The following is a 24,733-nucleotide window of genomic DNA, read 5'->3' on the forward strand; positions in this document are numbered from 1 at the left end:
GATGGAGAGCACCGTGAAGAACCCGTTCAAGCGCACCTCGACCGAGGATGTCGCCGACGTCTGCGAGAGGGCCGCCAGCGGCACCGACGACCCGGAGACGGCCGAGCAGTACCGGCTCGGCGCCCAGCTGGCGCAGCAGGGCCTGGTGCCCCCGCACATCAAGGGATCCACCGCCGGCGGCAAGAAGTCCCGCCGCCGAGGCTGACCTTGACCACCCAAGGGCCGCCGTTCGGGCCCGCCCCCGACTCCACCGGGGACGGTACCGGCCGGCGGCCCTTCGGCGTGCTGGCGCGCGGACAGATGGTCAGGCTGACCACCTGTCGACGGCGCCCGCCTCGTGCGCGTCACCTCGTTTCTGTTAGAAACAAGGACTGTCCCGTGCGCGCACGTGCGCGCGTAGCACGCCGAACGTTCACCTGTCACGGGGCGAGTGAACGAGTGAATGAACGCCGCCAGGCAGCCCGGCAGGGACCCGGTACAGGCCCGGCGCGACCCCGGCAACTACCCGGCGCGACCCCGGCAACTGTTCCATCTGGAACAGTTCGCCGCCGGGTGCTCGCCGGGGTTCTGCCGGGTGCAAACCGGGCAGCCGCCGGGGTTCTGCCACCCGTCTAGACCCCGGCTATGGCCCGCCTGGGACCCGTCTTGGGCCCGTCTACGAGCGAGCGGCCCACCATGATCTAGACGGGTCATAGTCGGCCGTTAGCCGGGCTGTAGACGGGTGACAAGACGGGGCATTCCGGGTGCTCAGGCCCCTGCTCAGCCCTGCTCAAAGCTGCTCCGTCGCAGGTCGCGCCTGCTCAAGGCGCTGCTCAGCGCCTGCTCAACCTCAGCTCTGAGCAGGGCTTGAGCAGGGGGTTGAGCAGGGCTGGCCTGCGGAAACGTCGCCTTGAGCAGGCTTGAGCAGGGGGATGATCAGGGCATTACGGTCACGGAATGGGGTGCTCGCGGGGTGCTCGGCCCTGCTCCGCTGCAGGTCGGAGGGTGCTCGGAGGGGTGCTCGCGGGGTGCTCGCCGATCTTGCCGAGCAGTGGCCGAGCAGGCACCGAGCAGGAAGACGCACCGCTGCGACCTGCAACCGAGCAGCAGGCTTGATCATCGAGCAGGGGCGAGAGCAGTAGGTTCATGCCGTTTTGCACCCCGGACGCCTACCCGGACAGAGGGTGGACACGACCCGGGCCATGTCCGGGCACTGTCCGGGTGACATACAGGGGCAAAGCCGGATCACGTCCGGGGTACTGTCCGGGGTGAAACGGACAGTACCCCGGGGTACCGGGTCACGGGTCTGACCAGGATGGTCACAGGGGTCACGGCGGGTGTGACCCCGCCCGTGACCCGCCAGCGGGCCGCCGACCAACCGGGCCTTTCGTGCGTTCGGGGCACACTGGTTCACATGCACCACGAGCCACGCCTGATCGACGTCTACGCCGCCGCCATACAGGCCCAGGTGAAGCCCGGCACCATCCGCCAATGGCTACGCCGCGGCAAGCTCACCCACCACGGCTACGACCCCGACGGCCGCGCCCTCGTCGACCTCGAAGAACTCGCCCCCCAGCTAACCGCCAAGGCCGCTTGACCCGGTTAGTTGACGGGTGTAACACTCAAGGCGTACTCAGCGTGCCCACAAGCCGTTGACGAGCCCCCAGCCCGCCCCGCACACGCGGGGGCACCCAAGGCCCTGACCCGAGGTCGGGGCCTTCGTCATGTCACGAAACGGCCAACCAGTAGACGACGCCGACATCCCAGGCGCACCATTCCCCTCCAGCGCAAACCAGCCCAGGGGGGACCATGCGCACCATCGCCATCACCGCCGCCGCGCTCATGCTCGCCGCGGCCGCCGTCGGCTGCTCCAGCAACACCAGCGACGACAAACCGGCCAAGGCGCCAACCAGCCAGCCGGCCAAGCCCACGCCCACCCTCGACCCCACCGAGGCCCGCGCAGCATGCGTGGACGCCATCGCCAAGGCCATCCAGGACGACAACGACCCCGAAGAGACCGGCGACCGGCCCGCCGAGTGCAAGAGCATCGCCGACAGTGACTGGCTCGACGCCTACATGGACGGACTCCACCAGCGGAACCAGAAGAACCTGGACAGCCTCGGCGGCTCCTGACTGCAAGGGGGTGACCGTGGCAGGGAACCCCCGCAACGGCCGCCCGTACCGGCGTCTCGTGGCCGCAGTGAAAGCCCAGGGCATGCCCTGCTGGATCTGCGGCCACTGGATCGACCCCGAGCTCAACGCCCGGCACGCCTGGTCGTTCACCCTCGACCACGCCGTGCCGCTGTCCAAGGGCGGCAGCCTCCTCGACCCCGCCAACGCCCGGTCAGCACACCGACGGTGCAACAGCGCCCGCGGCAACCGGCTCACCGTCCCGCAGGCCCGAGCGTCCCGCAGGTGGTGAGCGCGTGCTGTACGTCGTCACCGGGCCGCCCGGCGCAGGCAAGAGCTCGTGGATCCGAGCACGCGCCAAGCCGACGGACATCGTCATCGACATGGACCTGCTCGCCCTCGCCCTCGCCGGGCCAGGCGCACCCGACCACAACCACGGCGTCGTACTCGCCAAGGTCGCACTACGCGCCCGCTACGCGGCGATCGACGAGGCATGCCAGCACCTCGACCAGGTCGACGTCTACCTGATCCACACCATGCCCAGCCCCAAGAACCTGGCCAAGTACAAGCGGCTCAAGGCCAAGGTGGTGACGGTCGACCCCGGCCGGGACGTGGTGATGCGACGCATCGAGGCCATGCGCCAGCCCACCATGAAGGCGGTCGCCACCCGCTGGTACAGGCAACGCCCGAAGACGTCACAAGGCGTGATGCCCCAGCGGTCGAGGGACTGGTAACCCACCGCACACAGCGTCAGCTCACGGATCGTGACCTCGGCGGCCGGCATCACCGAGCGCGACCACAGCAGCTCGAATGACCATGAGGCGGCGAGCCGAACGGAGATCATCCGGCCGAGCGGAGCCCTTCTTTAGAGGGCTTCCCGGGCGACCCAAACGCCCTTGTCGCCCGATTTTTTGCGCGGCCGATCTGAAAGGCGATCTTGACCGTGAACCTAGTTCCGAGTCATTAGGGAACGTCACGCTCTGCAACCTTCGCACCATTACGATGCGTAACGCCCCGGTTGGTCACTGCATGTGACGAAGTGTCCGGCTACGTCTGGCTACGAGGGGGTGGCGGGGTGGGCCTCGTAGAGGACGCTACCCGAGCTGAGCTGCAGCAGATGCGCGTGGAGACCGAAGCCCCTGGCCTCTCCGAGGTCGCGCTGAAGCTGGCCCGTCAACTGGACGAGGCCGACAAGCCGACCAGCGCCGCCGTGGTGGCCCGCGAGCTGCGCGGGATCCTAGCTGACCTGCGGAAACTCGCACCCGTCGATGAGGGGGAGGACTCGGTCAATGACATCACTCGTCAGCGAGAGAAGCGCCGAGCCGAAGCCCGGGAGCAAGCCTCAGGTGAGTGACGGTCCGGTCTACGGGCACCAGCGGCCGCGTCTCCTGACCGTGCCCGGGCGTGCCCTGACCAGCGCCGGTCAGGAAGCCGTCGACCTGGCGGCACGGGCCGGGCTGATGCTCGATCCGTGGCAGCGGTTCGTCCTCGATGAGGGCATGGGCGAGAAGGCGGACGGCAACTGGTCCTCGCCCGAGGTGTGCGTCAACGTCCCGCGGCAGTGCGGCAAGGGCGGGATCATCGAAGCCAGGGAGCTATGGGGGCTGTACGTCGGCGGCGAGCAGTTGATCCTGCACAGCGCCCATGAGTTCAAGACGGCGAAGAACGCGTTCAAGCGGATCGAGCGCCTGATCCGATCAACTCCTGACCTGCACAAACGCGTCAAACGGTACTGGCAAACCGTCGGGGAAGAAGGCATCGAGCTGCACACCGGGCAGCTGCTGCGTTTCATTGCCCGCTCGGGCGGCTCGGGGCGGGGCTTCACTGCGGACTGCATCGTGCTCGACGAGGACATGATCCTTGGCGACGACGCGATGGCCGCGCTGGCGCCGACGCTGGCCGCTGTCGACAACCCGCAGACCTGGTATCTCGGGTCGGCCGGGATCGGGCATCAGTCGGTGCAGCTCGGCAGGCTACGCCGCCGGGCCTTGGCCGCGCTGGAGTCGGGCGACCCGGATCCGACGCTGGCCTACTTCGAGTGGTCGATCGACGAGCACCGGGACGAGTGCGGGCAGGGCTGTACGGAGCATGACGACGTGGCGGCGCCCGAGTCGGTGCTGAAGGCCAACCCGGCGGTCGGGTACCGGCTGACGTTGGAGAAGTGCGCGAACGAGCGGCTGACGCTGGGCGACACGCTGTTCGCCCGTGAGCGGCTCGGTGTCGGGGTGTACCCGTCCGACGTGGCCGATACCTGGCAGGTCATCGGGGAGGACGCCTGGCGGGCGCTGGCGGCGGCTGAGAGCGCGCCGTCGGATCCCCTGGCGTTCGCCATCGACATGACCCCCGAGCGGTCTCACAGCGCGATCGGCGTAGCCGGAGTCTCTGGGGTCGTAACGCATGTGGAAGTGGTCGACCATCAGCCGGGTACCGGGTGGGTGTTTGAGCGGGCCTGCGAGCTGCAGGAACGCCACAACCCCCGCTGCTGGGTGGTGGACGAGGGCGGTCCGGCTGGCTCCCTGATACCGGAGTTGCGTAAACGGGGACTGAACGTGATCTCTCCCAAGACGCGGCAGATCGCGCAGGCGTGCGGTCAGTTCTACGACGCGGTGGCCGAGCAGTCCATCGTGCACATCGACAACGCGCCCCTGGCGGCTGCTCTGGCGGGCGCGCAGCAGCGTCCCCTGGGCGACGCTTGGGCGTGGGCCCGGCGGGGCGTGTCCGTGGATATCAGCCCGCTGGTGGCCGTGACGCTGGCCAAGTGGGGCCTTGAGGCCGAGCTGGACGACGAAGAGCCCGGCGACATCCTGAACGCAGTGTGGTGAGGAGTGGGCGCATGAGCTGGTGGTGGCCATTCCGCCGCAGGGAACAGCAGCGGGCGATCACGTATCAGGACGTGTGGGGATCCGGGGGCGACCCGGCCGTGCTGCGCGGAGGATCCCAGGAACGGGCGCTGCGCCTGGCCCCTGTGTACGCCGCTACGCGGCTACTGGCGGACTCGGTGGCCTCCCTGCCCATCCGGTCCTACGCGGCCGCCGGGGAGGCACGTAGGCCCATTTCGACGCCATCCCTGTTCGTGCGGCCCGCAGCGATCGGCACGCGGTACGACTGGTTGCACCGGGCGATGACGTCGCTGACGCTGCGGGGTAACGCCTACGGGCTGATCGTGGCGTGGGACCGCACGGGCTGGCCCTCTCAGATCGAGTGGCTGCATCCCGATGACGTGAGTATCGAGGACAACTTCGCACCGCATCCGGTCTGGTACTACAAGGGGCGGCGCCTGGACGAGGGGCAGATGTTTCACGTCCCGGCCTACACGCTGCCCGGCCAGACCCTGGGGCTGTCACCGATCCAGCAGTTCGCGCTCACCACGGACACCGGATTGCTGGCGCAGCAGTTCGGGCGGGACTGGTTCGCCAACGGGTCGACCCCGGCCGCCGTGCTGGAGACCGACCGTGAGGTCCAGGCCGAGGCGGCGACCATCCTGAAGGCCCGCTTCGAGCAGGCCGCCGAGGGGCGGGGCGTCGCAGTGCTGGGGCTGGGCACGAAGTACAAGCCCATCTCCGTCCCGGCGGAAGAGTCGCAGTTCCTGGAGACCATCAAGGCGTCGGCGAACCAGATCGCCGCGATCTACGGGGTCCCACCCGAGAAGATCGGTGGTACGACCGGCAACAGCCTGACCTACTCGACGGTCGAGCAGAACAGCCTCGACCTGCTGACGTGGACGCTGCGCCCGTGGCTGGCCCGGCTGGAAGAGGCACTGTCCCTGCTGCGCCCGCCGGATGAGTCGGTGAAGTTCAACGCGGACGCCATGCTCCGCACCGACACCCTCACCCGTTACCGGGCGCACTCGATCGCCCGCCGGATCGGGCTGAACAGCATCGACGAGCTACGGGCTCTTGAAGACGAACAGCCCCTGCCGGACGGGCAGGGCCAGGACTACACCCCACTGGGCGGACTGCCCCCGGACGGAAGCGAGAACCCATGAGCGGCGCCTCAGAGCGCCGGTTCACGCGCGGCCTGGTCGAGGTCCGCGCCGCCGGCGAGACACGCACCATCGGCGGCTACGCCGCGAAGTTCAATGCCCTGTCGCGGAACCTGGGCGGATTCGTCGAGCGGATCGACCCCGGGTTCTTCGCGAAGTCCGAGGGGGACGGCTGGCCCGAGGCCATGGCCCGCTACAACCACGACGACAACATGCTGCTGGGCACCACCGAGGGCGGGACGCTGCGGCTGGCCGTGGACAGCACCGGGCTGGACTACAGCGTGGACGTGCCGCAGGCCCGCGGGGACGTGTACGAGCTCGTCCAGCGCGGCGACGTGCGCCGCTCCAGCTTCGCGTTCTACACCTTCGAGGACGACTGGGGCATGACCGAGCAGGGCTTCGCGGTGCGGACGCTGCTGTCCGGCCAGCTGGTCGACGTGGCCCCGGTGAACACCCCCGCGTACCTGGACACCTCGACGGGGCTGCGGTCGCTGGCCGAGCAGGTGGGCGCCGAGCTGGAGGAAGTGCGCGCGGCGGCCGCAGAGGACGACCTGACGAAGTTCCTGGCCAAGCCCAAGGAGACCGTCGTCATCGATCTCAAGGGCGAGCCGACAGAGATCGCGCACATGCTCCGGGGAGCAATCCTGGAGGTCAAGAGGACTTCAGCGCCGAACGGGCAGGGCGACCCCCACCCGCTCGTTGCTGTGCGGCAGCGGCGCGCCGCGCTCTACCAGCGCCGCACCTTCTGAGGCAGGGCGACACCCACCTCGACACCACATCCACCAGACACCCCTCGGCACGAGCCGCGCGGGTGTCGTCGTCATGCCCGGAGGGCAACAGTGAGCAACGTCGTCAAGCGGCTGCAGGAACGCCGCGCGAACGTCTGGGAGCAGGCCAAGGCCCTGCTCGACAAGGCCGAGGGCGAGAACCGCGACCTCACCGCCGAGGAAGAGACCACCTACCAGAAGCTGAACGGCGACCTGGACGCCATCGACGCCCGGGTCAAGGACATGGTCGAGGCCGAGCAGCGGAGCAAGGACGCCGACGCGGCGTTCGCCGCCCTGCTCGACAGGCCGGCCGGCGCACGGCAGCAGCCGCGGGAGGAGGACTCCGAGCTTCGCCGCTTCGCCCGCGGTGAGCTCCGGTCCATCGATATCCGCCCCGAGGGCCCGGTCAACTTCCGTGACCTGGTCAAGGGCACCGCGACGGCGGGCGGCAACACCGTGCCCACCACCTTCTATGGCCAGTTGGTCGCGCACCTGATCGAGGTGTCCGGCGTCCTGATGGCCAACCCGACCGTGCTCAACACCGCCTCGGGCGAGAGCATGGAGGTGCCGGTCACGACCGCCCACTCCACCGCGGCGATCACCTCCGAGGGCGGGACGATCACCGAGTCGGACCCGGCGTTCGCCAAGCGGACCCTGGGCGCCTACAAGTACGGCGTCCTGATCCAGGCGTCCAGCGAGCTCCTGACCGACACCGGTGTCGACCTGGAGGGCTACCTGTCCATGCAGGCCGGCCGAGCGCTCGGCAACGCCCTGGGCGCCCACCTGGTGACCGGCGACGGATCCTCCAAGCCGACTGGCGTCGTCACCTCGGCGTCCACCGGCAAGACCGGCGGCACCGGGGTGGTGGGCGCGTTCACCGCGGACGACCTGATCGACCTGTTCTACAGCGTCATCGCCCCGTACCGGAACAGCCCCGCGTGCGGCTGGATGATGCGGGACGCCACCATGGGTGCCGCCCGGAAGCTGAAGGACGGCCAGGGTCAGTATCTGTGGCAGCCGTCTCTGCAGCTCGGTGTCCCGGACACCCTGCTGGGCAAGCCGGTGTACACCGACCCGAACGTGGCCGCCGTCGCCACCTCGGCCAAGTCCGTGGTCTTCGGTGACTTCTCCGCGTACTTCGTCCGCATGGCGGGCGGGGTGCGGTTCGAGCGGTCGGACGACTTCGCGTTCAACTCCGACCTGACCACGTTCCGGGCGATCATCCGCGCGGACGGCCTGACCGTCGACCAGACCGGCGCGCTGAAGGTCTTCGCCGGCGCTGGCACCTGATCCCACCGGGGCGGCCCTCGTATCAGGGGGCCGCCCCCTGCTCGAAGGAGGAGCGATGAAGGTCCGGATGAAGGCGACCATCTCCGGTACGCGCGATGGCGAGCCGTGGCCCCAGCGGGGCGGAGTCGTCGACCTGCCCAAGGAGGAGGCCGAGCACCTGATCGGTGCTGGCCTGGCCGAGAACGCCGCGAACGGTGAGCTGGTCGAGGAGACCGCCACAGTCAAGGCGGCCCCGGAGACGGCTACGCCGAAGCGCGGCCGGTCCGCCAAGTAGGGAGGGTCGCATGGCGCTGCTGACCCTGGACGAGGCGAAAGCCCAGTTGAACCTCACCACGGTCACGCATGACGTGGAGCTGCAGGCATACGTCGACTCGATCACCGCGATGGTCGAGTGGTACGTGGGCCCGGTGGAGCCCCAGTCGGTCACCGAGACAGTGAACGGGCGGCGGGGCACCCTGTGCCTTACGCGCATCCCGGTCGTGTCTCTGACTTCGTTCACCCCGATTCTCACCGGCGGGACAGCCTTGACGGTCGCTGACGTGACGGTGGATCCCCTGACGGGCGTGGTCCGGCGGAAGGACGGCGGGACGTTCTGCGGTGGCCCTTGGACGGCCGCCTACACGGCCGGGCGGGACGCTGTCCCGCCCACGCTTAACCTCGCCGCCCGCATGCTGATTCAGCACCTGTGGCGCACCCAGCAGGGACCGGGGCGCCCGGGCCTGGGCGGCGCGGATGACTTCGACGTCACCCAGCCCGTGCCCGGCTTCGGCTACGCGGTGCCCAACCGCGTGCTGCAGCTGCTCCAGCCGTACCGGCTCCCGCCGGGGGTGGCGTAGATGGCGACCTCCCGCGTGCCCGCGGCGATCGAGGCGCTGCTGGCCATCTGGCGGGCAGCGCCTGACCTGGCCGGGGTGCAGATCCTCGACGGGCCGCCGGTCGTCGACCAGGCCGCCGCCGACTACCTGTTGGTGGGCTGGTCGCCCAACACCGAGCTGTCGGTGGAGTTCACCCAGGACTTCAACGCGGCCGGCGCCCGCACCCGGGATGAGGAGTTCAGCATCCTCTGCTACCTCGAAACCTGGACCGGCGACAGCGATGTGGCCGCCCGCAGGACCCGGGCGTTCGAGCTCCTCGCCGTGTGCGAGGAGACGGTCCGCGCGTCGGGCTCCAACCCGACAGCACCGACCCTCAACGGCGCGGTGCTGTGGGCGGAGATCGCATCCGGGTCGCTCATACAGGCCAGCACCGACAAGGGCGTGCGCGCCGCGATCCCGTTCGTCGTCACCTGCCGCGCCCGCATCTGACCCATCCCCACCCCCATTCGCAAGGAGTACGTCATGTCGCGTGTGCGCTTCATCGGCCCGGAGCCGGTGACGGTGCCCGAGCTCGGCGACCGGCTGGTCCAGCCGGACGAGGTCATCGAGGTGCCGGACGCCCGGCACGAAGGCTACGTCTGCCAGCCCACCAACTGGGAGTCCGTGGAGGAGCCCGGCGCGAAGGCGGCCGCGGCGAAGAAGACCGCGGCCAAGCCGCCGCAGAAGGAGGACTGATCCATGGCGATCGGATCCGGGCTCGGCGCCCAGCTCGGCATCAGCGCCGAGTCCGCCTACGGCACGTTCGTCGCGCCGACGCAGTTCATCGAGTTCACCAAGGAGTCGCTGGTCCTCAAGAAGACCACGGCTCAGTCCGCGGGGATCGCGGCCGGGCGGCTGCTGGCACTGTCGTCGCGGCGGGTGCTGACCCGCCGGGAGGTCTCCGGCAGCATCGAACTGGAGGTCACCAACAAGGCCATGGGCCTGTTCCTCCAGGCGCTTATGGGCACGAGCGTCACGCCGGTGCAGCAGGCCACCTCGACCGCGTACCTTCAGGCGCACGTCCTAGCCGACACCGCGGGGAAGTCGTTGACGATCCAGAAGGGCGTTCCCCTCACGACCGGGGCGGTGACCGACAAGTCGTTCCTGGGCTGCAAGGTCACCAGCGGTGAGTTCTCGTGCGAGGTGGGCGGCATGCTCACCGGCTCGTTCGAGTTCGACGGCAAGGACTGTGACGAGACGCAGACCCTGGCCACCGCGTCCTATCCGTCGATGTCGCCGTTCCACTTCGGGCAGATGAGCATCAAGGCGGGGAGCTTCGGCACGGAGACCGCGCTGGATGGCGTCCGCAAGGTCAGCGTGAAGATCGAGCGGCCGCAGGCAGTCGAGCGGTTCTATGCCGGTCAGGCGGGGCTGAAGAAGGAGCCGATCTCCAACGACCAGGTGAAGATCACCGGGACGCTGGAATCGGACTACGTGGCCACCACGCTGGACGACCTCCACACCTCCGACGCCGCGACGTCCCTGGTGTGGGAGTTCACCGGGGCGAACATCGCCAGCACGTACTACGACACGTTCCGGGTCACACTGCCCGCGATCCGGCTGGACGAGGGCCCCCCGGTGGTGGATGGCTTCGACGTGGTCAAGCCGTCGTACAACTTCACCGCGTTGTACGACGGAACGAATCAGCCCAAGATCGAGTACATCTCGACGGACGCCACGCTGTGAGGTGACCTGATGGTCGCCGACGTCCGCATCACCAACACCGGCAGCCTGCTCGAGTTGCAGCGGCGCCTGCGGGCTGCCGGTCACGAGAACATCCGCGCGTCCATGCAGCGCCGTATCCGTCGCGCGGCCGAGCCGCTGAAGGACGACCTGCAGAACACGATCCGGTCGCTGCCCATCACCTCGGGCGGGCGCCGTACCCGGCCGGGCGGACCGTCCCCGACGTCGCGGCCGCTGCGCGCGACGATCGCTGGGGCGATCCGGATCAGCGTCCGGGTGGCCGGGAATCCCGGGGCGCGGGTGTGGGTCGACAAGGGCGCACTGCCGCCAGACCTGAGAACCGCTAAGTCAGATATGGCGACAGTGATCAACACTGGCCGGATCCGGCACCCCGTGTTCGGCAACAAGCGCCGATGGGTCCAGCAGAACGCCACCCCGCTGTGGTGGGACAACACGGTCCGCGCGCACCGCGGCCGCATGGAACGCGAAGTCGCGCACGTCCTGGACGACGTGCGGCGCCGCCTCGAATAGGAGCAACCCCCATGATCGTCTCGTACACGCACGCCGACGGCACGGTCGAGTCCGTCTCCACGGACGACCTGTCGGCGATCGAGTCCGCCGTCATCGAGTCGGCCACCGGCATGGAGTGGGACGCCGTCGACACCGCGCTGCGCTCCCAGAACCCCACGGCCATGCGCGCGGTGCTGTGGGTGAACCGCAAGCGCAGCGTGCCCACCCTCAAGTTCAGCGACTTCGACCTGGCCGGGTGGAAGCGGCGCACCAAGGCCCGCCTGGAGTACCCGGAGATCTGCGACATGGTCGAGGTGCTGTACCGCGAGACCCGCGAGCCGGAAGAGCTGGACCAGATGTGCGGCTACATGCGGACCCTCGCGCACGAGCCGGCCGACGTTGACCGGGCGCTGAAGGAGCTGGACCCAAAAGCACCGGCGCCGGCCGCGGCTCCTCCCGTGCAGGCCGAGCCCGTCGTCGTCCCGGCGGATTCGGCATCGGAGCCGATGTCCTGAGCTACCGGTGGCTACTGGCTCACCTGCTGCACATCCGGCCCTGGGAGCTGAACCGGCTCTCCCGAGACGACCTCGCATCCGCCATCGCATGGATCGACCAGCATCTGGCCGCCCAGGCCCAGTCAGCAGGGGGTGAGTGATGGCCGACCGGATGACGTTCGTCCTCGAGGGACGCGACCGGCTCTCGCGCGTCATGGACAAGGCGGGCGATTCCGCAAACCGGTTGGCTAAGAGGCTGGCCCTGGTCAGCGCGGCGGTTCCGGCGGCAGCCGCGCTGGCCCCGCTGGCAGCCCAGGCCGGGGCTGCCGGGGCGGCGATGGCCGCGTTCGGCGCCGCGGTCATCCCGCAGATCGGTGCGCTCTCGGACGCGTCCGAGGCGCAGCAGAAGTACCAGGATGCGGTCGCCAAGTCCGGCGCCCGGTCCGAGGAGGCCGTCAAGGCGCAGGTGGCGTACCAGCAGCAACTGGCCAAGATGCCCCCGGCGACGAAGACCGCGGCCGCCGGGCTGTCGCAGCTCAAGGACGAGTACCGGGCGTGGTCCGACAGCCTCGCCAAGGACACGATGCCGGTCTTCACCAAGGGGCTGGCCATCGCCTCGGCGTCGCTGCCGAAGATGAGCGGGCTGGTGCGGGGTGCGTCGACCGAGCTCAACCGGTTCATGACCATCCTCGCGGGCGGGGTGGCCTCATCCGGGTTCGACCGGGTGATGGACAAGTTCTCCGACTTCGCCACCAACTCGCTCAAGCGGGCGAACGACGCCCTGGTCCACTTCCTGCGCACCATGAACACCGGGCAGATCGGCGGAGCCCTGTCCCAGTTCATGGCCGACGCCAGGGCAAACGGCCCGCTGCTCGCCGACACCCTGAAGAACGTAGCCCTGGCCGCAATCCACCTGCTGGACGCCGCACAGGGCGTGGGCATCGGGCTGCTCCAGATCGCCAACGCGTTCGCCTCCGTCGTGGCCTCGCTGCCCACCGGATTCCTCACCACGCTCCTCCAGGCCGCGGTCGCCATCAAGGCGATCCGGCTGGCAGGCGCCGGCATCCAGCTGGTGGCAGGCGCCTTCGCGGCACTGCGCCCGCAGATCATCGCGGTGAGCCACGCGATCATCGGAGCCAACGGCCCGATCCGGACGATGACAGCGGCGTTCGGCGCCCTGTCCAGCAAGGCGAAATTCGCCGTGGCGACCACCGGTATCGGGCTGCTGGCTCTCGGCCTGGCCAAGCTGTCGAGCTTGGGCAGGGAAGCACCGCCGAATGTGGACCGGCTGACCACAGCGCTGGGCAACCTCGGGCGCACGGGCAAGAACACGGGCTACAGCGCCGAGGTGTTCGGCAGCAAGTTCGACAAGCTGCGGTCGACGATCGACAAGGTGATCAACCCCAGCGTGGCCGAGAGCGTCAACAACTGGGGCCACAAGTGGAGCGGTGGACTACTCAAAGCCGGTGACGCCACCGACAAGTTCAACAAGGTCGCCGACTCGACCGACAAGGCGCTCACGAACCTGGTCAGGGGCGGGAAGGCCGAGCTGGCCGCGGAGGCCCTGAAGAGCATCACCAAGGGGATGAGCTCGGATGAGCTCGACAAGTTCAAGGGCAAGCTGAACGACTACAAGTCGGCGCTGGCCGACGCGAAGTTCGAGGAGCGTCTGGCGGCCGAGGCACAGGGCCTGTTCGGTACCCAGGCGCAGAAGACCCAGAAGGCACTGGCCGACCAGAAGGCCAGCGCGGACGGGTTGAGGCAGAGCATCCAGGCGCTGAACGACGTCTCCCGCAAGGCGGGCGGCGACATGAACGCCTTCGAGCAGGGCATCGACGACATGGCTGCCGCAGCCAAGAAGAACGCCGGCGCCCTGGACATGACCAACGGGAAGATCAACCTGAATTCTCAGGCGGCCCGAGACGTCGACACAGCCATGCGTAATGCGGCTGCCGCGACGGACGCCGCTGCCACGTCGGCCCGTGAGAACGGCGCCTCATGGGAAGAGGTCAATGGGATCTACCAGCGCGGGCGGGCCGAGCTCATCAAGAACGCCCACGCCGCCGGTCTGGGCAGGGAGGCCGCCAAGCAGTATGCGGACTCCCTGCTCAAGATCCCCAAGGAAAAGTCCACCCTCATCAAGATGCGGGCCGAGGACGCGATCGACGGCCTGAACTCCGTGATGGCGGCCATCCGGCGGACGCCCGGCAGCAAGAGCGTCACGGTCAAGGCGCTCACCGCGGACGCGGTCAAGCTGCTGGAGAACCTCGGCTACAAGGTCAAGCGGCTGCCGAACGGGAAGTTCTCGGTGACCGCGAACACAGGGACCGCGGCCGCGCGGCTCGCCGAGCTTAAGCGGCTCCGCGACTCGATCCGCAGCAAGAGCGCCACGATCACCGTCACGACCCACTACCGGCAGGTGGGCAAGCCTCCCGGTCACGCGGGTCCCGGCGGTATCCCCGCCTTCGCACGGGGTGGCCACGTGCGGGGCTACGCGGGCGGCGGCGAGCTGCAGGCGTTCCCCAGCGGCGGGCTCATCTCCGGGCCCGGCACAGGCACGTCGGACAGCATCCTGGCGATGTTCGCCTCGGGCGCCATGGCCCGCGTGTCGAACACCGAGTTCATCGTGCGCTCGGCCGCCGTGAAGAAGTACGGCGTCGCGTTCCTCAACGCCCTCAACGCGGGACGTCTGAACCTCAAGGGGCTCGCCTCGGGCGGCATGGTCGGGGCGGGCGGGGACTCCGCCCGGGGTCTGGCCGCCGGCCTCGCCGGGGGTGTCGGAGCGGTCGCGACCGCGGCGCGCAGCATGGCGGCCGCGGTGACCCGGGGCGTGCGGGATGAGCTGGAGATCGCCTCGCCGTCGAAGAAGATGCAGAAGCTGGCCAAGGATGCCGGGGCCGGGCTGATCAAGGGCTTGACCGGCAGCAAGGACCAGATCGCCTCGACGTCCAAGGCGCTGGCCAAGGACATCTGGGACGCGTTCTCTGGCACCAAGGACAACCGCCTGGTGGCCCAGCTCAACAAGACGACCAAGCGACTCCAGGATCTGGCAGCCAAGCGGGACGCCCTCGTCAAGAAGATCGCCGAGGCCAAGCAATTCGCGACGGACACCACGGCCACCGCGAAGAGCTCCGCGCAGTTGTCCAGCCTGGGGCTGGACGAGAACGAGATCACGGCGGGCAGCATCAAGGGCGCCCTGTCCGACAAGCTCGCCAAGATCAAGCAGTTCACCCGGTACATCGACATGCTGGCCAAGCGGGGGCTGAACAAGGGACTGCTGCGGCAGATCCTCAACATGGGCCCCGAGGCCGGGTACGCCTACGCCTCGGCGCTGGCCGGGGCGGACAACAGCACACTGAAGTCCATCAGCAGCATCCAGTCCAGCATCGACACCGCATCAACGACCCTGGGCACGCTGGGCGCGGACCGGCTGTACGACGCGGGCAAGATGGCGTCCGCCGGATTCCTGGCCGGGCTGCGGAACGATCAGAAGAAGATCGAGCTGCTGATGATGTCCATCGCCAAGGGCATGCAGAAGTCCATCAAGCGGGCGCTGGGCATCAAGAGCCCGTCCACGGTGATGGCGGAGATCGGCCAGTACAGCACGGAGGGCCTGGCCCGTGGCCTGGTCGATGGGCTTCCGGCCGTGCAGTCGGCCATGGATGCCGTGGCGGGCAAGGTCTCATCGGTTCAGCCCGTCATCGGCAAGGCCGTCCCGGGCGGCGGCACCGTGGTGCGGGCGGGGGGCGACACGTTCCACATCCACGTGGACGGTACGGCGGAGAACCCGGACGCGATGGCTCGGCGGATCCATGAGGCGCTGCTGCGGTTCAAGAGAAACCGCGGCGGCGCGGGCCTGGGCCTGGCATAGGGAAGGGGGCGGCGTGACGCGGCTTCTGGTGGAGGTGGCCTTCGGGTATTCGGTGACCGACCCGGCGCCGGTGTGGACGGACGTCACCGAGTTCGTCGACATCGGCACGGGGGTGACCATCAACCACGGTTCGTCTGACGAGCTGTCCCAGGTACAGGCAGGCACCTGCTCCATGACCCTGGACAACTCGGACGGCCGTTTCACTTCCGGCCGGGCTGGCAGCCCGTACTACCCGAACGTCAAGAAGAACGTGCCCATCCGGGTGCGGGTGATCTCGGCCGGGAAGAACTGGATCAGCAATCCGTCGTTCGAGACGGGGCTGGACGGCTGGCAGAAGACGTTCAGCCCCACGATCGTCCAGGACAACGCGCATGTGCAGAGCGGCAGCCAGGCCATGCGCGTCACCTGGGGCGGATCCTCCGGGCAGGCCGTCTGGATCGACGCCACCGGCCTGGACATCGGGCAGACCTACACCGCCAGCGCCTGGGTGTGGGTCCAATCCGCCGCGGGGACGCTGTTCTCCTACATCCAGGGAGTGGGCGGCACCAGCGCGCCCAACACCGTTTTCGGCGACTGGCAGCGGCTGACCTTCACGTTCACCGCGACCGCCACCCAACACCTCTACACCATCCAGACCTCGGGCACCCCCACCGCCGGAAGCCAGGCATGGATCGACGCAGTCCAGCTCGAGGAAGGCAGCACCGCCACCACCTTCGACCCGACCCCGCCGCAGACCCATGACCGGTTCTGGGGCATGGTCAACGACTGGCCGCTGAAATGGTCCGGCCTGTACGCGACCGCCAGCATCACCTGCACGGACATCTTCAAATGGCTGGCCCGCCAGCCTGCCCTCTCCCCGATGCTCATCGAGGAGATGATGCTGGACTCGCCCACCGTGCTCTTCCCGCTCAGCGAGCCGTCCGACTCGACCAGCGCGGGCGACCTGTCCGGCACGCCGGGCGTGGGCACGCTGGCGGTCACCCAGGCCGGGACGGGCGGCACGCTCACCTTCGGCGACGGCACCGGCCCCGCCGGGGCAAGCGCTCCGACCTTCACCCCGGCCAGCGTGAACGCGGGCAAGTACCTCACCGCTGACCTCGGGCAGGAGTTCCTCAACGCGAACGCGCTGCGCCGGCTGCGCCTGGACTGCTGGTTCTCGACCACCACGACCGGGCGCATCCTCCTCGCCGTGGCGACGGTCGACGCGAGCAGCCGGGTCATCATCAGCCTGGAGTCCGGCACCGGCCTTCTGAAAATCGAAAGCGCCGGCGCCGGTGGGCCGCTGATCGCCGCGGCCGTCGACCCCACGCCCAACCTCGCCGACGGGGCCGTGCACTACCTGATGTACCACGAGCTCGAAGGCGTGGCCTACGTCGACGGCACCGCGTACAACGTGACCAACGCCGCGTTCATGCCGGGCATGCGGATGCTGTCCCTCGGCGGCTACGTAGGCGCCCAGATGTGGTCCGGCTCGATCTCCAACCTGGGCATCTACCTGACGACGGCGACCTCGGCCGACCTGATCCCGCACTACATCACCGGCAGCACGCAGCACGTCGGCGAGAGCGCCGCCGCGCGCATGGCCCGCATCGCCTCCTACCTGCCGCTGACCGTCACCACCTCCGGGTCGGTGTTCGACGGCATGGCCTCCCAGGCCGCGCTCGGCCGCACCCCGCTGGAGCACCTCCAAGAGATCGCGGACACCGAGTCCGGACGGCTGCTGGCCTCCCGGAGCGGCAACGGGCTGATCTTCCAGAGCAGAGACGTGCGATACAACCCGGTCGCATCGGTGTCGCTGGACTTCGCCGACTTGGACACCGACGAGGTCGAGATGTCCGACGACGACCAGAAGATGGTCAACACCGTGATCGCCAGCAGACCGGGCGGCGCCACACAGCGCGTGCTCGACCAGACCGCGCGCGACACCTACGGCCCGTATGAGGAACAGCTTGACCTGCTCAAGTCCAGCGATCTGAAAGTCGCCGACGCCGCGAACTGGATGGTGAGCCGGTACGCCGACCCTCCGCTGGAACTGCGGCAGGTACCCGTCGAGGCATCCACCATGCCGCTCGCTACCTACCGTGCGCTGCTGGCCGCCGACGTCTCCACCACCTTCGACGTCACCAACCTGCCCACCGGCCAGGCGCCCGTACCCACCCTCACCGTCACGGTCGAGGGCTACGCCGAGACCATCCAGGAGAACCAGCACCACCTGGACTTCCACACCTCACGGGGACTGACAGACACCGTGTGGGCGCTGGACTCGGCCAGCTACTCCCAACTGGGCGCCACCACCCGCCTCGCCTACTGAAAGGAGGCTCGGCCATGCCCCCACGACCGGACCCCACACCGCGGCGGCGGGTCGTCCGCGCCGAGGACTTCTACCAGCCCCCGCCCACTCAGCCGGCCGGCGCGTGGGCCCTGGTGCCCCCGGCCGAACGGGCCGTCATCTGGTTCGAGCAGCAGGCCCAACGGCGCCTGCCGCGCCCGCCCGACGGCGTCGACCTCGGCGGGCCTCCCCTGTTCGCGCAGATCAACCACGGCCGGTGGGTCGCCACATGCGACCAGTGCACCAGCGCCCAGCTCGTGAGCCCCGAGGACCCGCGGTTCTTCTGCGTGGAGTGCCTGACCCCCGCATGGCGTCGGGTCCGTTTTCCCGAGGACCCGGCCGCCGTCGAGCAGGAGATCGGCGGCCTGCCGGTGCGGGAGCGGAACTGGTGGCACCCCGATGACGATCGCGCCTGGGGCCGGCCCAGCCCGCACGAGGACGCCCCTCCGGCCGAGACCGCCGAGCCGGAGCGGCCGCCGAGCCTGCCGACAGAGGAGGAGTCCCGATGACCTTCGCGCCGCGTACCTGGGTCGTCGGAGAAACGGTCACCGCCGCAATCATGAACCAGGAGATCCGCGACCAGTTCTCCTCGTTCTTCGGCGCCTGGACCAACTACACCCCCACCTGGACAGCCGCGACCACCAACCCGTCACTGGGCAACGGAACCCTGGTCGGCCGGTACATGAAGGTGGGCCTCACCTGCACGGCCCAAATCAACCTCGTGACCGGCAGCACCACCACCTACGGCTCCGGGAACTACTCGTGGGCGCTGCCCGCCGCTGCGGCCAACTCGGGCTGCACGTACATCGGGAATGCCCACCTGCTCTCCGGCAGCACCCGCTGGGCCGGCCAGTTCGTCATCAGCCCGGCCGCCGCCACCGCGTCGCCGTTCTTCCCTGCCAACTCGACCACCACCACCGTCGCGTTCATGCAGGCCACCGCCCCGGTCACTCTGGCCTCCGGGCACCAGCTACGCATCACCGCGACCTACGAGACCGCAAGCTAGGAGGTCGGCCATGGACTACCCGTTCGACACGATAGGCGCCAACGACGGCGAGATGCTGGTCAACATCGCCGTGAGCGTCCGGTCGGAGACAACACGGGTGACACCCGATGCCATCACCAACCTGATTCGCGACTATCTCCAGACGATCCAGGGCTTGGAGTACATCACCGCCGCCCGCAGCGAGATCACGCAGACCAACGTCTCTGGCTCGGCCTGATCACTCGACACCTACGCCCCGTGCCGCCCGGCCGGGGCTTTCTCATGCCCAGGAGAACCGAGCATGGCCACACCACTCACCGCCGCCAAGTTCCTCGCCGCGCTCCGAGCCGAGGGCGTGCGGGTGCAGGAACACGGCGACTGGCCCCACCACAACCGCAACCACAAGGGACCCTGGGGCCCCGTCCACGGCGTGATGATCCACCACACCGTCACCAAGGGCACGGACAACACCGTCAAGATCGTGCGAGACGGATACGCGGACCTGCCCGGACCCCTCTGCCACGGAATGATCGCCAAGAACGGCGTCGTGCACCTGATCGGCTACGGCCGCGCCAACCACGCCGGGCTCGGCGACGACGACGTCCTGCGGGCGGTCATCGCCGAGAAGGCCCTGCCGCCGGACAACGAGGCGAACACCGACGGCAACCGCGCCTTCTACGGCTTCGAATGCGAGAACCTCGGCGACGGCAAAGACCCGTGGCCGGCCGAGCAGCTCGAGGCGATCGAGAAGGTGTCGGCCGCCATCTGCCGTGCGCACGGCTGGACGGCCGCCTCCGTCATCCGGCACCTGGACTGGCAGCCCGGCAAGGTCGACCCCCGCGGAGTCGACTGGACGAGCATGCACAGCCGGATCGCCACGCGGCTGAAGACCAAGCCCGGCAGCGGCAGCTCGACCACCGTCTACAAGGTCGGCCGCGGCGACACCCTGTGGTCCATCGCCGCCTCGAAGCTCGGCAACGGCGCCCGCTACAAGGAGATCGCCAAGCTCAACGGCCTCAAGGACGCCGACAAGCTCACCCCCGGCCAGGAACTCAAGCTCCCCAAGAAGTGAGGCTTACGGGATCCCGTAAGCATTCTGACCTGCCTTTCCTGCGATCCCAGGAACCCCCCCTCGTAGAACGGATCCGCCATGCCCAGATTCCTGTACGACCTCGCCGAGCGCACTGTCCTCACCTACGTGGAGACATTCCTCGGCCTGCTCCTCGCCTCCGGTGCCACTGACCTGGTGGACCTGTCGGCCGCCAAGGCTGCCGCGGTGGCTGCCTTGCCCGCAGCACTGGCCGTCGCGAAGGCTGCGGTCGGCTCTCTGCTCGGCCGGGCCGGGACCGCCGCCTGGCTCCCTGCGGACAAGGACCCGGCCGCCGGGCCCCGCTCGCTGTAGGGGGCCCCGTGGACGCCACCACCTGGGGCGCTCTCATCACCGGAGCGGCTGTGGTGATCGGCGCGGTGGTGGCGTACCTCGGGAAGCGCGGCGAGAACGCCAACGCCCGCATGAACAGCGAGATGGACCAGATCCAAGAAGAGCGCGACGGGCTCCGCGCCCAGGTCGCCGACCGGGACAAGCGGATCAACGAGCTGCTGGAGCAGCGGGTCAACGACCAGGTCGAGAACGCACGGCTCCGCGTGAAGATCGTAGAGATGGGAGGAACGCCGTGACCCGCACGCACGCAGTGCTCGCCCACCGCTGGCGCACGATCGCGCTCGCGTGCTGGCTGGTCGCGATGACGGGCGTGGTGCTGCTGGTGTGGGCGCGCATCTCGGCTGCCGACCACCGCGGCGACCAACTACGCACGGAGGCAGACCGGCGCGGCGCCGCGGTCTCGACGCTCGCGACGGATGTGCGACAGCTCAGGTCCCAGGTCAAAGCCGAGGGCAAGACCCCCGTGGCCCCCGACCCCTCCGAGGCGGTCAAGGACCTGCCCGACCGGGCCGAGGTACCCGTGCCCATCCCCGGGCCTCGAGGCCCGAGCGGACCGCCAGGCAAGGCCGACGACGGCACCGACGGAGCCAATGGAAAGAACGGCCAGGACGGCAAGGACGGAGCCCCCGGCACCCCGGGCGCCGACTCCACCGTCCCCGGCCCCGCCGGGCCAGCAGGACCAGAAGGACCCCAGGGCCCGGCAGGACCACCCGGGAAGGACGGGCAGGACGGAGCACCCGGTACGGACGGCAAGGACGGCAGAGACGGCCAGACGTGCCCGGACGGGTACAGCCTCCAGCCACCGCCAGACGATCCCGACGCGCTGGTCTGCCGCCGCAACGGGGCGCCCGACCCTGCGCCGGATCCGGGCACCAGTCCACAGACACCCGCCGCACTCGCCCCCGACCGGAGACGCATGTGATGAAGCGCCCCCTCCCCTGGCTCTGTCCGGAGAGGGGGCGCTTCCGCGTATCTCCGGCTCTGTCACTCGGTGCAATCACCAAGGGGGCACAGCCCCTCAGGGCACAACTAGGGCACCTGGCAGTGACCATTGGCGGCAAACAGCGACAAGCGATGGGAGCGTTTTAGCAGGTCAGAGCGACTATTCATACAGAAGCACCAGGCCACGAATGAGGGGGCGGCACCTCCGCACAAGGTGCCGCCCCCTTCGAGATCCGGAGCCGCTGCCGGGGATGAGGGTGGATGTTTCCCGGCGCCGGCTCCGGTGGCCTTTTCGGCTGGTGGCCTACCGCCCCTTCGCCGCCGCTCGGCCGGCCTCCAGGCGGGCCACGGGGATGCGGAACGGGGAGCAGGAGACGTAGTCCAGGCCCACCTCGTGGAAGAAGTGGACGGACTCCGGGTCGCCGCCGTGCTCACCGCAGACGCCCAGCTTGAGGTCGGGGCGGGTGGCGCGGCCGGCTTGGGCGGCGTCGCGGACGAGGGCGCCGACGCCGTCCTTGTCGATGGTCTCGAACGGGCTGACGCCGAAGATGCCCTTCTCCAGGTAGGCGGTGAAGAAGCTGGCCTCGACATCGTCGCGGGAGAAGCCCCAGACGGTCTGGGTGAGGTCGTTGGTGCCGAAGGAGAAGAAGTCGGCGGACTCGGCGATCTGGGCGGCGGTCAGCGCGGCGCGCGGCAGCTCGATCATGGTGCCGAGGGTGAGCTTGAGGTCCACGCCGCGGGCCTGCTCGACCTCGGCGATGACCCGCTCGGCCTCCTCACGGACGATCTCCAGCTCCTGGACCGTGCCGACCAGCGGAATCATGATCTCGGCGCGCGGGTCGGCCTTGGCGTTGCGGCGCTCGGCGGCGGCCTCGGCGATGGCCCGTACCTGCATGGCGAACAGGCCGGGGATGACCAGGCCGAGCCGTACGCCGCGCAGGCCCAGCATCGGGTTCTGCTCATGGAGCCGGTGCACGGCCTGCAGCAGCCGCAGATCGTTCTCGTTGTGGTCCTTGCGGGACTCGGCGAGCGCGACGCGCACCGACAGCTCGGTGATGTCGGGCAGGAACTCGTGCAGTGGCGGGTCGAGCAGCCGGACGGTGACCGGCAGCCCGTCCATCGCCTCGAAGAGCTCGACGAAGTCGGCCCGCTGCAGGGGCAGCAGCCCCTCGAGCGCCGTGTCCCGCTCCTCGTCGGTGTGGGCGAGGATCAGCCGCTCGACCATCTCGCGGCGCTCGCCGAGGAACATGTGCTCGGTGCGGCACAGCCCGATGCCCTGGGCGCCGAACCGCCGGGCGCGCGCGGCGTCCTCGGCGTTGTCCGCGTTGGCCCGTACGCGCAGCCGGCGCACCCGGTCCGCGTACGCCATGATCCGGTGCACCGCGCCGACCAGTTCGTCCGCGTCGTCGGCGCCCGCGTGCACGCGGCCCTCGAAGTACTCCACGACCGGCGAGGGCACCACGGGGACCTCGCCGAGGTAGACCTTGCCGGAGGAGCCGTCGATCGAGACGACGTCGCCCTCCTCGATGACGACGCCGTCCTTGCCGTCCCGGCCGGGGGCCGTCATCCGGCGCCGCTTGGTGTCGACTTCGAGCTCCTCGGCACCGCACACACAGGTCTTGCCCATGCCGCGGGCGACGACGGCGGCGTGCGAGGTCTTACCGCCGCGCGAGGTCAGAATGCCCTCCGCGGCGATCATGCCGTCGAGGTCGTCGGGGTTGGTCTCCCGGCGGATCAGGATGACCTTCTCGCCCGAGCGCGACCACTTGACGGCGGTGTACGAGTCGAAGACGGCCTTGCCGACGGCGGCGCCCGGGGAGGCGGCGATGCCCCGCCCGATCTTCTGGACGGTGTCGCCGGAGGTCACCTCGTCGTCGAAGCGCGGGAACATGAGCTGGGCGAGCTGCGCCCCGGTGACCCGGCGCAGCGCCTCGGCCTCGTCGATGAGCCCCTGGTCGACGAGCTGGGTGGCGATGCGGAAGGCGGCACCGGCGGTGCGCTTGCCGACCCGGGTCTGCAGCATCCACAGCCTGCCGCGCTCGATGGTGAACTCGATGTCGCACAGGTCCTTGTAGTGCGTCTCGAGGGTTTCCATGATCTGCATGAGCTGGTCGTAGGACTGCTGGTCGATCCGCTCGAGGTCGGCCAGCGGGACCGTGTTGCGGATGCCCGCGACCACATCCTCGCCCTGGGCGTTCTGCAGGTAGTCGCCGTAGACGCCCTGGTGGCCGCTGGCCGGGTCGCGGGTGAAGGCGACGCCGGTGCCCGAGTCGGGGCCGAGGTTGCCGAAGACCATGGAGCAGATGTTGACCGCGGTGCCGAGGTCGTGGGGGATGCGCTCCTGGCGGCGGTAGAGCTTGGCGCGGTCGCCGTTCCAGGAGTCGAACACGGCCCGTACGGCGAGGTCCATCTGCTCGCGCGGCTCCTGCGGGAAGCCGCGGCCGGTCTCCTTGGCGACGATGTTCTTGAACTCGCCGACCAGCTTCTTCAGGTCCGCGGCGTCGAGGTCGACGTCCACGGTGACGCCCTTGGCCTGCTTGGCGTCGTCGATGGCCTCCTCGAAGAGGTCGCCGTCCACGCCTAGCACGGTCTTGCCGAACATCTGGATGAGGCGCCGGTAGGAGTCCCAGGCGAACCGGTCGTCACCCGCCTGCGCGGCGAGCCCGGCCACGGACTGGTCCGAGAGGCCGATGTTGAGGACGGTGTCCATCATGCCGGGCATCGAGAACTTGGCGCCGGAGCGTACGGATACGAGGAGGGGGTCGTCCGCCTGGCCGAGTTTCTTGCCCATCTTCGCTTCGAGGGCGTCGAGGTGCGCACTCACCTCGTCGCGCAGGGCCGCGGGTTCCTCACCGCTGTCGAGGTAGACCTTGCATGCCTCGGTGGTGATGGTGAAGCCCGGTGGCACGGGGAGACCGAGATTGGTCATCTCGGCGAGATTGGCTCCCTTACCGCCGAGCAGGTCTTTGAGATCCTTGTTGCCCTCGGTGAAGTCGTAAACGAACTTCTGCTGATCTTGTGTTTCCGGCACGGGACTCGATCTCCTCGGCTCGGCTGCCCTGACGGCGGGGAGCGTACCCAGATCAAAGGCCCCTGAGCAGGTCCACTCCACCGTCATACGGCCGTAACCACCCGCCTGCCACGTGTTCGAAAGTACGGCGCCCGATCGAGGCTCGCTTGAAGTGCCTTCAAGCCTCGAACACACACCCACCCTCCGCCCGTGGTGGACGCTTGGAATTTCACTATACGTAACCGTTGGTTCGAGGTGTCGAACATCAAGTGCGTGGCACTGAGTGCCACGCATTGGAGAGGTGAGCACAGCGGAGGACCGCCGGACCACCCCTCGATCACTGCTCATATGAGCGACACCCTGATCAGAGTGGCGAGAATCACGCCTTGTCAGGGCCCATTGTCTCGCGTTTTGGATACAACGAGAGGGGGCATGCTCAGATGAGCGAAACGCCGGAAGGGGTGAC

General features: G+C 69.0%; 27 protein-coding genes. 26 read left to right on the top strand and 1 reads right to left on the bottom strand.

Annotation, left to right across the window (positions count from 1 at the left end; all coding sequences use genetic code 11):
- Window positions 1–13: 13 nt before the first annotated feature.
- The 26 genes from STRVI_RS36270 to STRVI_RS36395 all read left to right on the top strand — a co-directional run bounded on the left by STRVI_RS36270 (window position 14) and on the right by STRVI_RS36395 (window position 21,237).
- The gene (locus STRVI_RS36270; RefSeq protein WP_014060544.1) at window positions 14–205 is read left to right on the top strand and encodes a hypothetical protein; all 192 of its coding nucleotides are present in this window, start codon (window positions 14–16) and stop codon (window positions 203–205) included.
- Between the two features lie 1,188 nt (window positions 206–1,393).
- Window positions 1,394–1,576 carry a hypothetical protein gene (locus tag STRVI_RS36275; protein ID WP_043237080.1) on the top strand — a complete coding sequence of 61 codons (183 nt, stop codon included), beginning with the start codon at window positions 1,394–1,396 and terminating at the stop codon, window positions 1,574–1,576.
- Between the two features lie 212 nt (window positions 1,577–1,788).
- Window positions 1,789–2,112 (top strand): hypothetical protein, encoded by a 324-nt coding sequence (locus STRVI_RS36280; RefSeq protein ID WP_014060546.1) that lies wholly within the window; start codon window positions 1,789–1,791, stop codon window positions 2,110–2,112.
- A 16-nt stretch (window positions 2,113–2,128) separates the two neighbouring features.
- Window positions 2,129–2,401, top strand: a complete 273-nt coding sequence (locus STRVI_RS36285; RefSeq protein WP_014060547.1) for an HNH endonuclease — start codon at window positions 2,129–2,131, stop codon at window positions 2,399–2,401.
- 4 nt (window positions 2,402–2,405) lie between these two features.
- Window positions 2,406–2,843, top strand: a complete 438-nt coding sequence (locus tag STRVI_RS36290; protein WP_014060548.1) for a hypothetical protein — start codon at window positions 2,406–2,408, stop codon at window positions 2,841–2,843.
- A gap of 383 nt (window positions 2,844–3,226) precedes the next feature.
- Entirely contained in the window at window positions 3,227–3,463 is a 237-nt protein-coding gene (locus STRVI_RS36295; protein ID WP_014060549.1) for a hypothetical protein, read from the top strand.
- A gap of 106 nt (window positions 3,464–3,569) precedes the next feature.
- The gene (locus STRVI_RS36300) at window positions 3,570–4,931 is read left to right on the top strand and encodes a phage terminase family protein (protein ID WP_251982810.1); all 1,362 of its coding nucleotides are present in this window, start codon (window positions 3,570–3,572) and stop codon (window positions 4,929–4,931) included.
- Between the two features lie 11 nt (window positions 4,932–4,942).
- Window positions 4,943–6,094 carry a phage portal protein gene (locus STRVI_RS36305; RefSeq protein ID WP_014060551.1) on the top strand — a complete coding sequence of 384 codons (1,152 nt, stop codon included), beginning with the start codon at window positions 4,943–4,945 and terminating at the stop codon, window positions 6,092–6,094.
- Window positions 6,091–6,840, top strand: a complete 750-nt coding sequence (locus tag STRVI_RS36310; protein WP_014060552.1) for an HK97 family phage prohead protease — start codon at window positions 6,091–6,093, stop codon at window positions 6,838–6,840. Before STRVI_RS36305 ends, STRVI_RS36310 begins: the two co-directional genes overlap by 4 nt.
- A 90-nt stretch (window positions 6,841–6,930) precedes the next feature.
- On the top strand, window positions 6,931–8,148 hold the full coding sequence (locus STRVI_RS36315) for a phage major capsid protein (protein ID WP_014060553.1): 1,218 nt from the start codon (window positions 6,931–6,933) through the stop codon (window positions 8,146–8,148).
- Between the two features lie 55 nt (window positions 8,149–8,203).
- Window positions 8,204–8,422, top strand: coding sequence for a hypothetical protein (locus STRVI_RS36320; RefSeq protein ID WP_014060554.1), 219 nt, complete (start codon window positions 8,204–8,206; stop codon window positions 8,420–8,422).
- A gap of 10 nt (window positions 8,423–8,432) precedes the next feature.
- The gene (locus tag STRVI_RS36325; protein WP_014060555.1) at window positions 8,433–8,984 is read left to right on the top strand and encodes a head-tail connector protein; all 552 of its coding nucleotides are present in this window, start codon (window positions 8,433–8,435) and stop codon (window positions 8,982–8,984) included.
- Window positions 8,985–9,452: a hypothetical protein gene (locus STRVI_RS36330; RefSeq protein WP_014060556.1), complete on the top strand. Its 468-nt coding sequence runs from the start codon at window positions 8,985–8,987 to the stop codon at window positions 9,450–9,452. It abuts the gene before it with no gap.
- 33 nt (window positions 9,453–9,485) lie between these two features.
- Complete coding sequence (locus STRVI_RS36335) at window positions 9,486–9,698, top strand: hypothetical protein (RefSeq protein ID WP_014060557.1); 213 nt, start codon at window positions 9,486–9,488, stop codon at window positions 9,696–9,698.
- A 3-nt stretch (window positions 9,699–9,701) separates the two neighbouring features.
- Entirely contained in the window at window positions 9,702–10,688 is a 987-nt protein-coding gene (locus STRVI_RS36340; protein WP_014060558.1) for a phage tail tube protein, read from the top strand.
- Window positions 10,689–10,697: 9 nt separating this feature from the next.
- Complete coding sequence (locus STRVI_RS36345; RefSeq protein WP_014060559.1) at window positions 10,698–11,216, top strand: hypothetical protein; 519 nt, start codon at window positions 10,698–10,700, stop codon at window positions 11,214–11,216.
- Between the two features lie 11 nt (window positions 11,217–11,227).
- Window positions 11,228–11,710 (top strand): hypothetical protein, encoded by a 483-nt coding sequence (locus STRVI_RS36350; RefSeq protein ID WP_014060560.1) that lies wholly within the window; start codon window positions 11,228–11,230, stop codon window positions 11,708–11,710.
- A 139-nt stretch (window positions 11,711–11,849) separates the two neighbouring features.
- Complete coding sequence (locus STRVI_RS53120) at window positions 11,850–15,560, top strand: hypothetical protein (protein WP_014060561.1); 3,711 nt, start codon at window positions 11,850–11,852, stop codon at window positions 15,558–15,560.
- 13 nt (window positions 15,561–15,573) lie between these two features.
- Window positions 15,574–17,871, top strand: a complete 2,298-nt coding sequence (locus tag STRVI_RS36360; protein WP_014060562.1) for a phage head spike fiber domain-containing protein — start codon at window positions 15,574–15,576, stop codon at window positions 17,869–17,871.
- Between the two features lie 14 nt (window positions 17,872–17,885).
- Window positions 17,886–18,398, top strand: a complete 513-nt coding sequence (locus STRVI_RS36365; RefSeq protein ID WP_014060563.1) for a hypothetical protein — start codon at window positions 17,886–17,888, stop codon at window positions 18,396–18,398.
- Complete coding sequence (locus STRVI_RS36370; protein ID WP_014060564.1) at window positions 18,395–18,895, top strand: hypothetical protein; 501 nt, start codon at window positions 18,395–18,397, stop codon at window positions 18,893–18,895. The genes STRVI_RS36365 and STRVI_RS36370 overlap by 4 nt, the downstream gene beginning before the upstream one ends.
- 10 nt (window positions 18,896–18,905) lie before the next feature.
- Entirely contained in the window at window positions 18,906–19,112 is a 207-nt protein-coding gene (locus tag STRVI_RS36375) for a hypothetical protein (protein ID WP_014060565.1), read from the top strand.
- 63 nt (window positions 19,113–19,175) lie between these two features.
- Window positions 19,176–19,946: a LysM peptidoglycan-binding domain-containing protein gene (locus STRVI_RS36380; protein WP_014060566.1), complete on the top strand. Its 771-nt coding sequence runs from the start codon at window positions 19,176–19,178 to the stop codon at window positions 19,944–19,946.
- Window positions 19,947–20,024: 78 nt separating this feature from the next.
- On the top strand, window positions 20,025–20,276 hold the full coding sequence (locus STRVI_RS36385; protein WP_014060567.1) for a hypothetical protein: 252 nt from the start codon (window positions 20,025–20,027) through the stop codon (window positions 20,274–20,276).
- A gap of 8 nt (window positions 20,277–20,284) precedes the next feature.
- The gene (locus tag STRVI_RS36390; RefSeq protein WP_014060568.1) at window positions 20,285–20,551 is read left to right on the top strand and encodes a hypothetical protein; all 267 of its coding nucleotides are present in this window, start codon (window positions 20,285–20,287) and stop codon (window positions 20,549–20,551) included.
- Entirely contained in the window at window positions 20,548–21,237 is a 690-nt protein-coding gene (locus tag STRVI_RS36395; protein ID WP_014060569.1) for a hypothetical protein, read from the top strand. Before STRVI_RS36390 ends, STRVI_RS36395 begins: the two co-directional genes overlap by 4 nt.
- Before the next feature lie 324 nt (window positions 21,238–21,561).
- Here STRVI_RS36395 and ppdK read toward each other — a convergent pair whose 3' ends face one another.
- Complete coding sequence (gene ppdK, locus STRVI_RS36400; RefSeq protein ID WP_014060570.1) at window positions 21,562–24,288, bottom strand: pyruvate, phosphate dikinase; 2,727 nt, start codon at window positions 24,286–24,288, stop codon at window positions 21,562–21,564.
- Window positions 24,289–24,733 lie beyond the last annotated feature (445 nt).

Origin of the sequence: Streptomyces violaceusniger Tu 4113 (genome assembly GCF_000147815.2) — a bacterium.
In the GTDB taxonomy this organism is placed as follows: Bacteria; Actinomycetota; Actinomycetes; order Streptomycetales; family Streptomycetaceae; genus Streptomyces; species Streptomyces violaceusniger_A.

What these genes read in the sequence shown, in the direction of transcription:
- STRVI_RS36275 (WP_043237080.1), top strand. Translation starts at nt 1,394, where the DNA reads ATGCACCACGAGCCACGCCTGATCGACGTCTACGCCGCCGCCATACAG.
- STRVI_RS36280 (WP_014060546.1), top strand. Translation starts at nt 1,789, where the DNA reads ATGCGCACCATCGCCATCACCGCCGCCGCGCTCATGCTCGCCGCGGCC.
- STRVI_RS36295 (WP_014060549.1), top strand. Translation starts at nt 3,227, where the DNA reads ATGCGCGTGGAGACCGAAGCCCCTGGCCTCTCCGAGGTCGCGCTGAAG.
- STRVI_RS36300 (WP_251982810.1), top strand. Translation starts at nt 3,570, where the DNA reads ATGCTCGATCCGTGGCAGCGGTTCGTCCTCGATGAGGGCATGGGCGAG.
- STRVI_RS36305 (WP_014060551.1), top strand. Translation starts at nt 4,943, where the DNA reads ATGAGCTGGTGGTGGCCATTCCGCCGCAGGGAACAGCAGCGGGCGATC.
- STRVI_RS36310 (WP_014060552.1), top strand. Translation starts at nt 6,091, where the DNA reads ATGAGCGGCGCCTCAGAGCGCCGGTTCACGCGCGGCCTGGTCGAGGTC.
- STRVI_RS36320 (WP_014060554.1), top strand. Translation starts at nt 8,204, where the DNA reads ATGAAGGTCCGGATGAAGGCGACCATCTCCGGTACGCGCGATGGCGAG.
- STRVI_RS36325 (WP_014060555.1), top strand. Translation starts at nt 8,433, where the DNA reads ATGGCGCTGCTGACCCTGGACGAGGCGAAAGCCCAGTTGAACCTCACC.
- STRVI_RS36330 (WP_014060556.1), top strand. Translation starts at nt 8,985, where the DNA reads ATGGCGACCTCCCGCGTGCCCGCGGCGATCGAGGCGCTGCTGGCCATC.
- STRVI_RS36335 (WP_014060557.1), top strand. Translation starts at nt 9,486, where the DNA reads ATGTCGCGTGTGCGCTTCATCGGCCCGGAGCCGGTGACGGTGCCCGAG.
- STRVI_RS36340 (WP_014060558.1), top strand. Translation starts at nt 9,702, where the DNA reads ATGGCGATCGGATCCGGGCTCGGCGCCCAGCTCGGCATCAGCGCCGAG.
- STRVI_RS36345 (WP_014060559.1), top strand. Translation starts at nt 10,698, where the DNA reads ATGGTCGCCGACGTCCGCATCACCAACACCGGCAGCCTGCTCGAGTTG.
- STRVI_RS36350 (WP_014060560.1), top strand. Translation starts at nt 11,228, where the DNA reads ATGATCGTCTCGTACACGCACGCCGACGGCACGGTCGAGTCCGTCTCC.
- STRVI_RS53120 (WP_014060561.1), top strand. Translation starts at nt 11,850, where the DNA reads ATGGCCGACCGGATGACGTTCGTCCTCGAGGGACGCGACCGGCTCTCG.
- STRVI_RS36365 (WP_014060563.1), top strand. Translation starts at nt 17,886, where the DNA reads ATGCCCCCACGACCGGACCCCACACCGCGGCGGCGGGTCGTCCGCGCC.
- STRVI_RS36370 (WP_014060564.1), top strand. Translation starts at nt 18,395, where the DNA reads ATGACCTTCGCGCCGCGTACCTGGGTCGTCGGAGAAACGGTCACCGCC.
- STRVI_RS36375 (WP_014060565.1), top strand. Translation starts at nt 18,906, where the DNA reads ATGGACTACCCGTTCGACACGATAGGCGCCAACGACGGCGAGATGCTG.
- STRVI_RS36380 (WP_014060566.1), top strand. Translation starts at nt 19,176, where the DNA reads ATGGCCACACCACTCACCGCCGCCAAGTTCCTCGCCGCGCTCCGAGCC.
- STRVI_RS36385 (WP_014060567.1), top strand. Translation starts at nt 20,025, where the DNA reads ATGCCCAGATTCCTGTACGACCTCGCCGAGCGCACTGTCCTCACCTAC.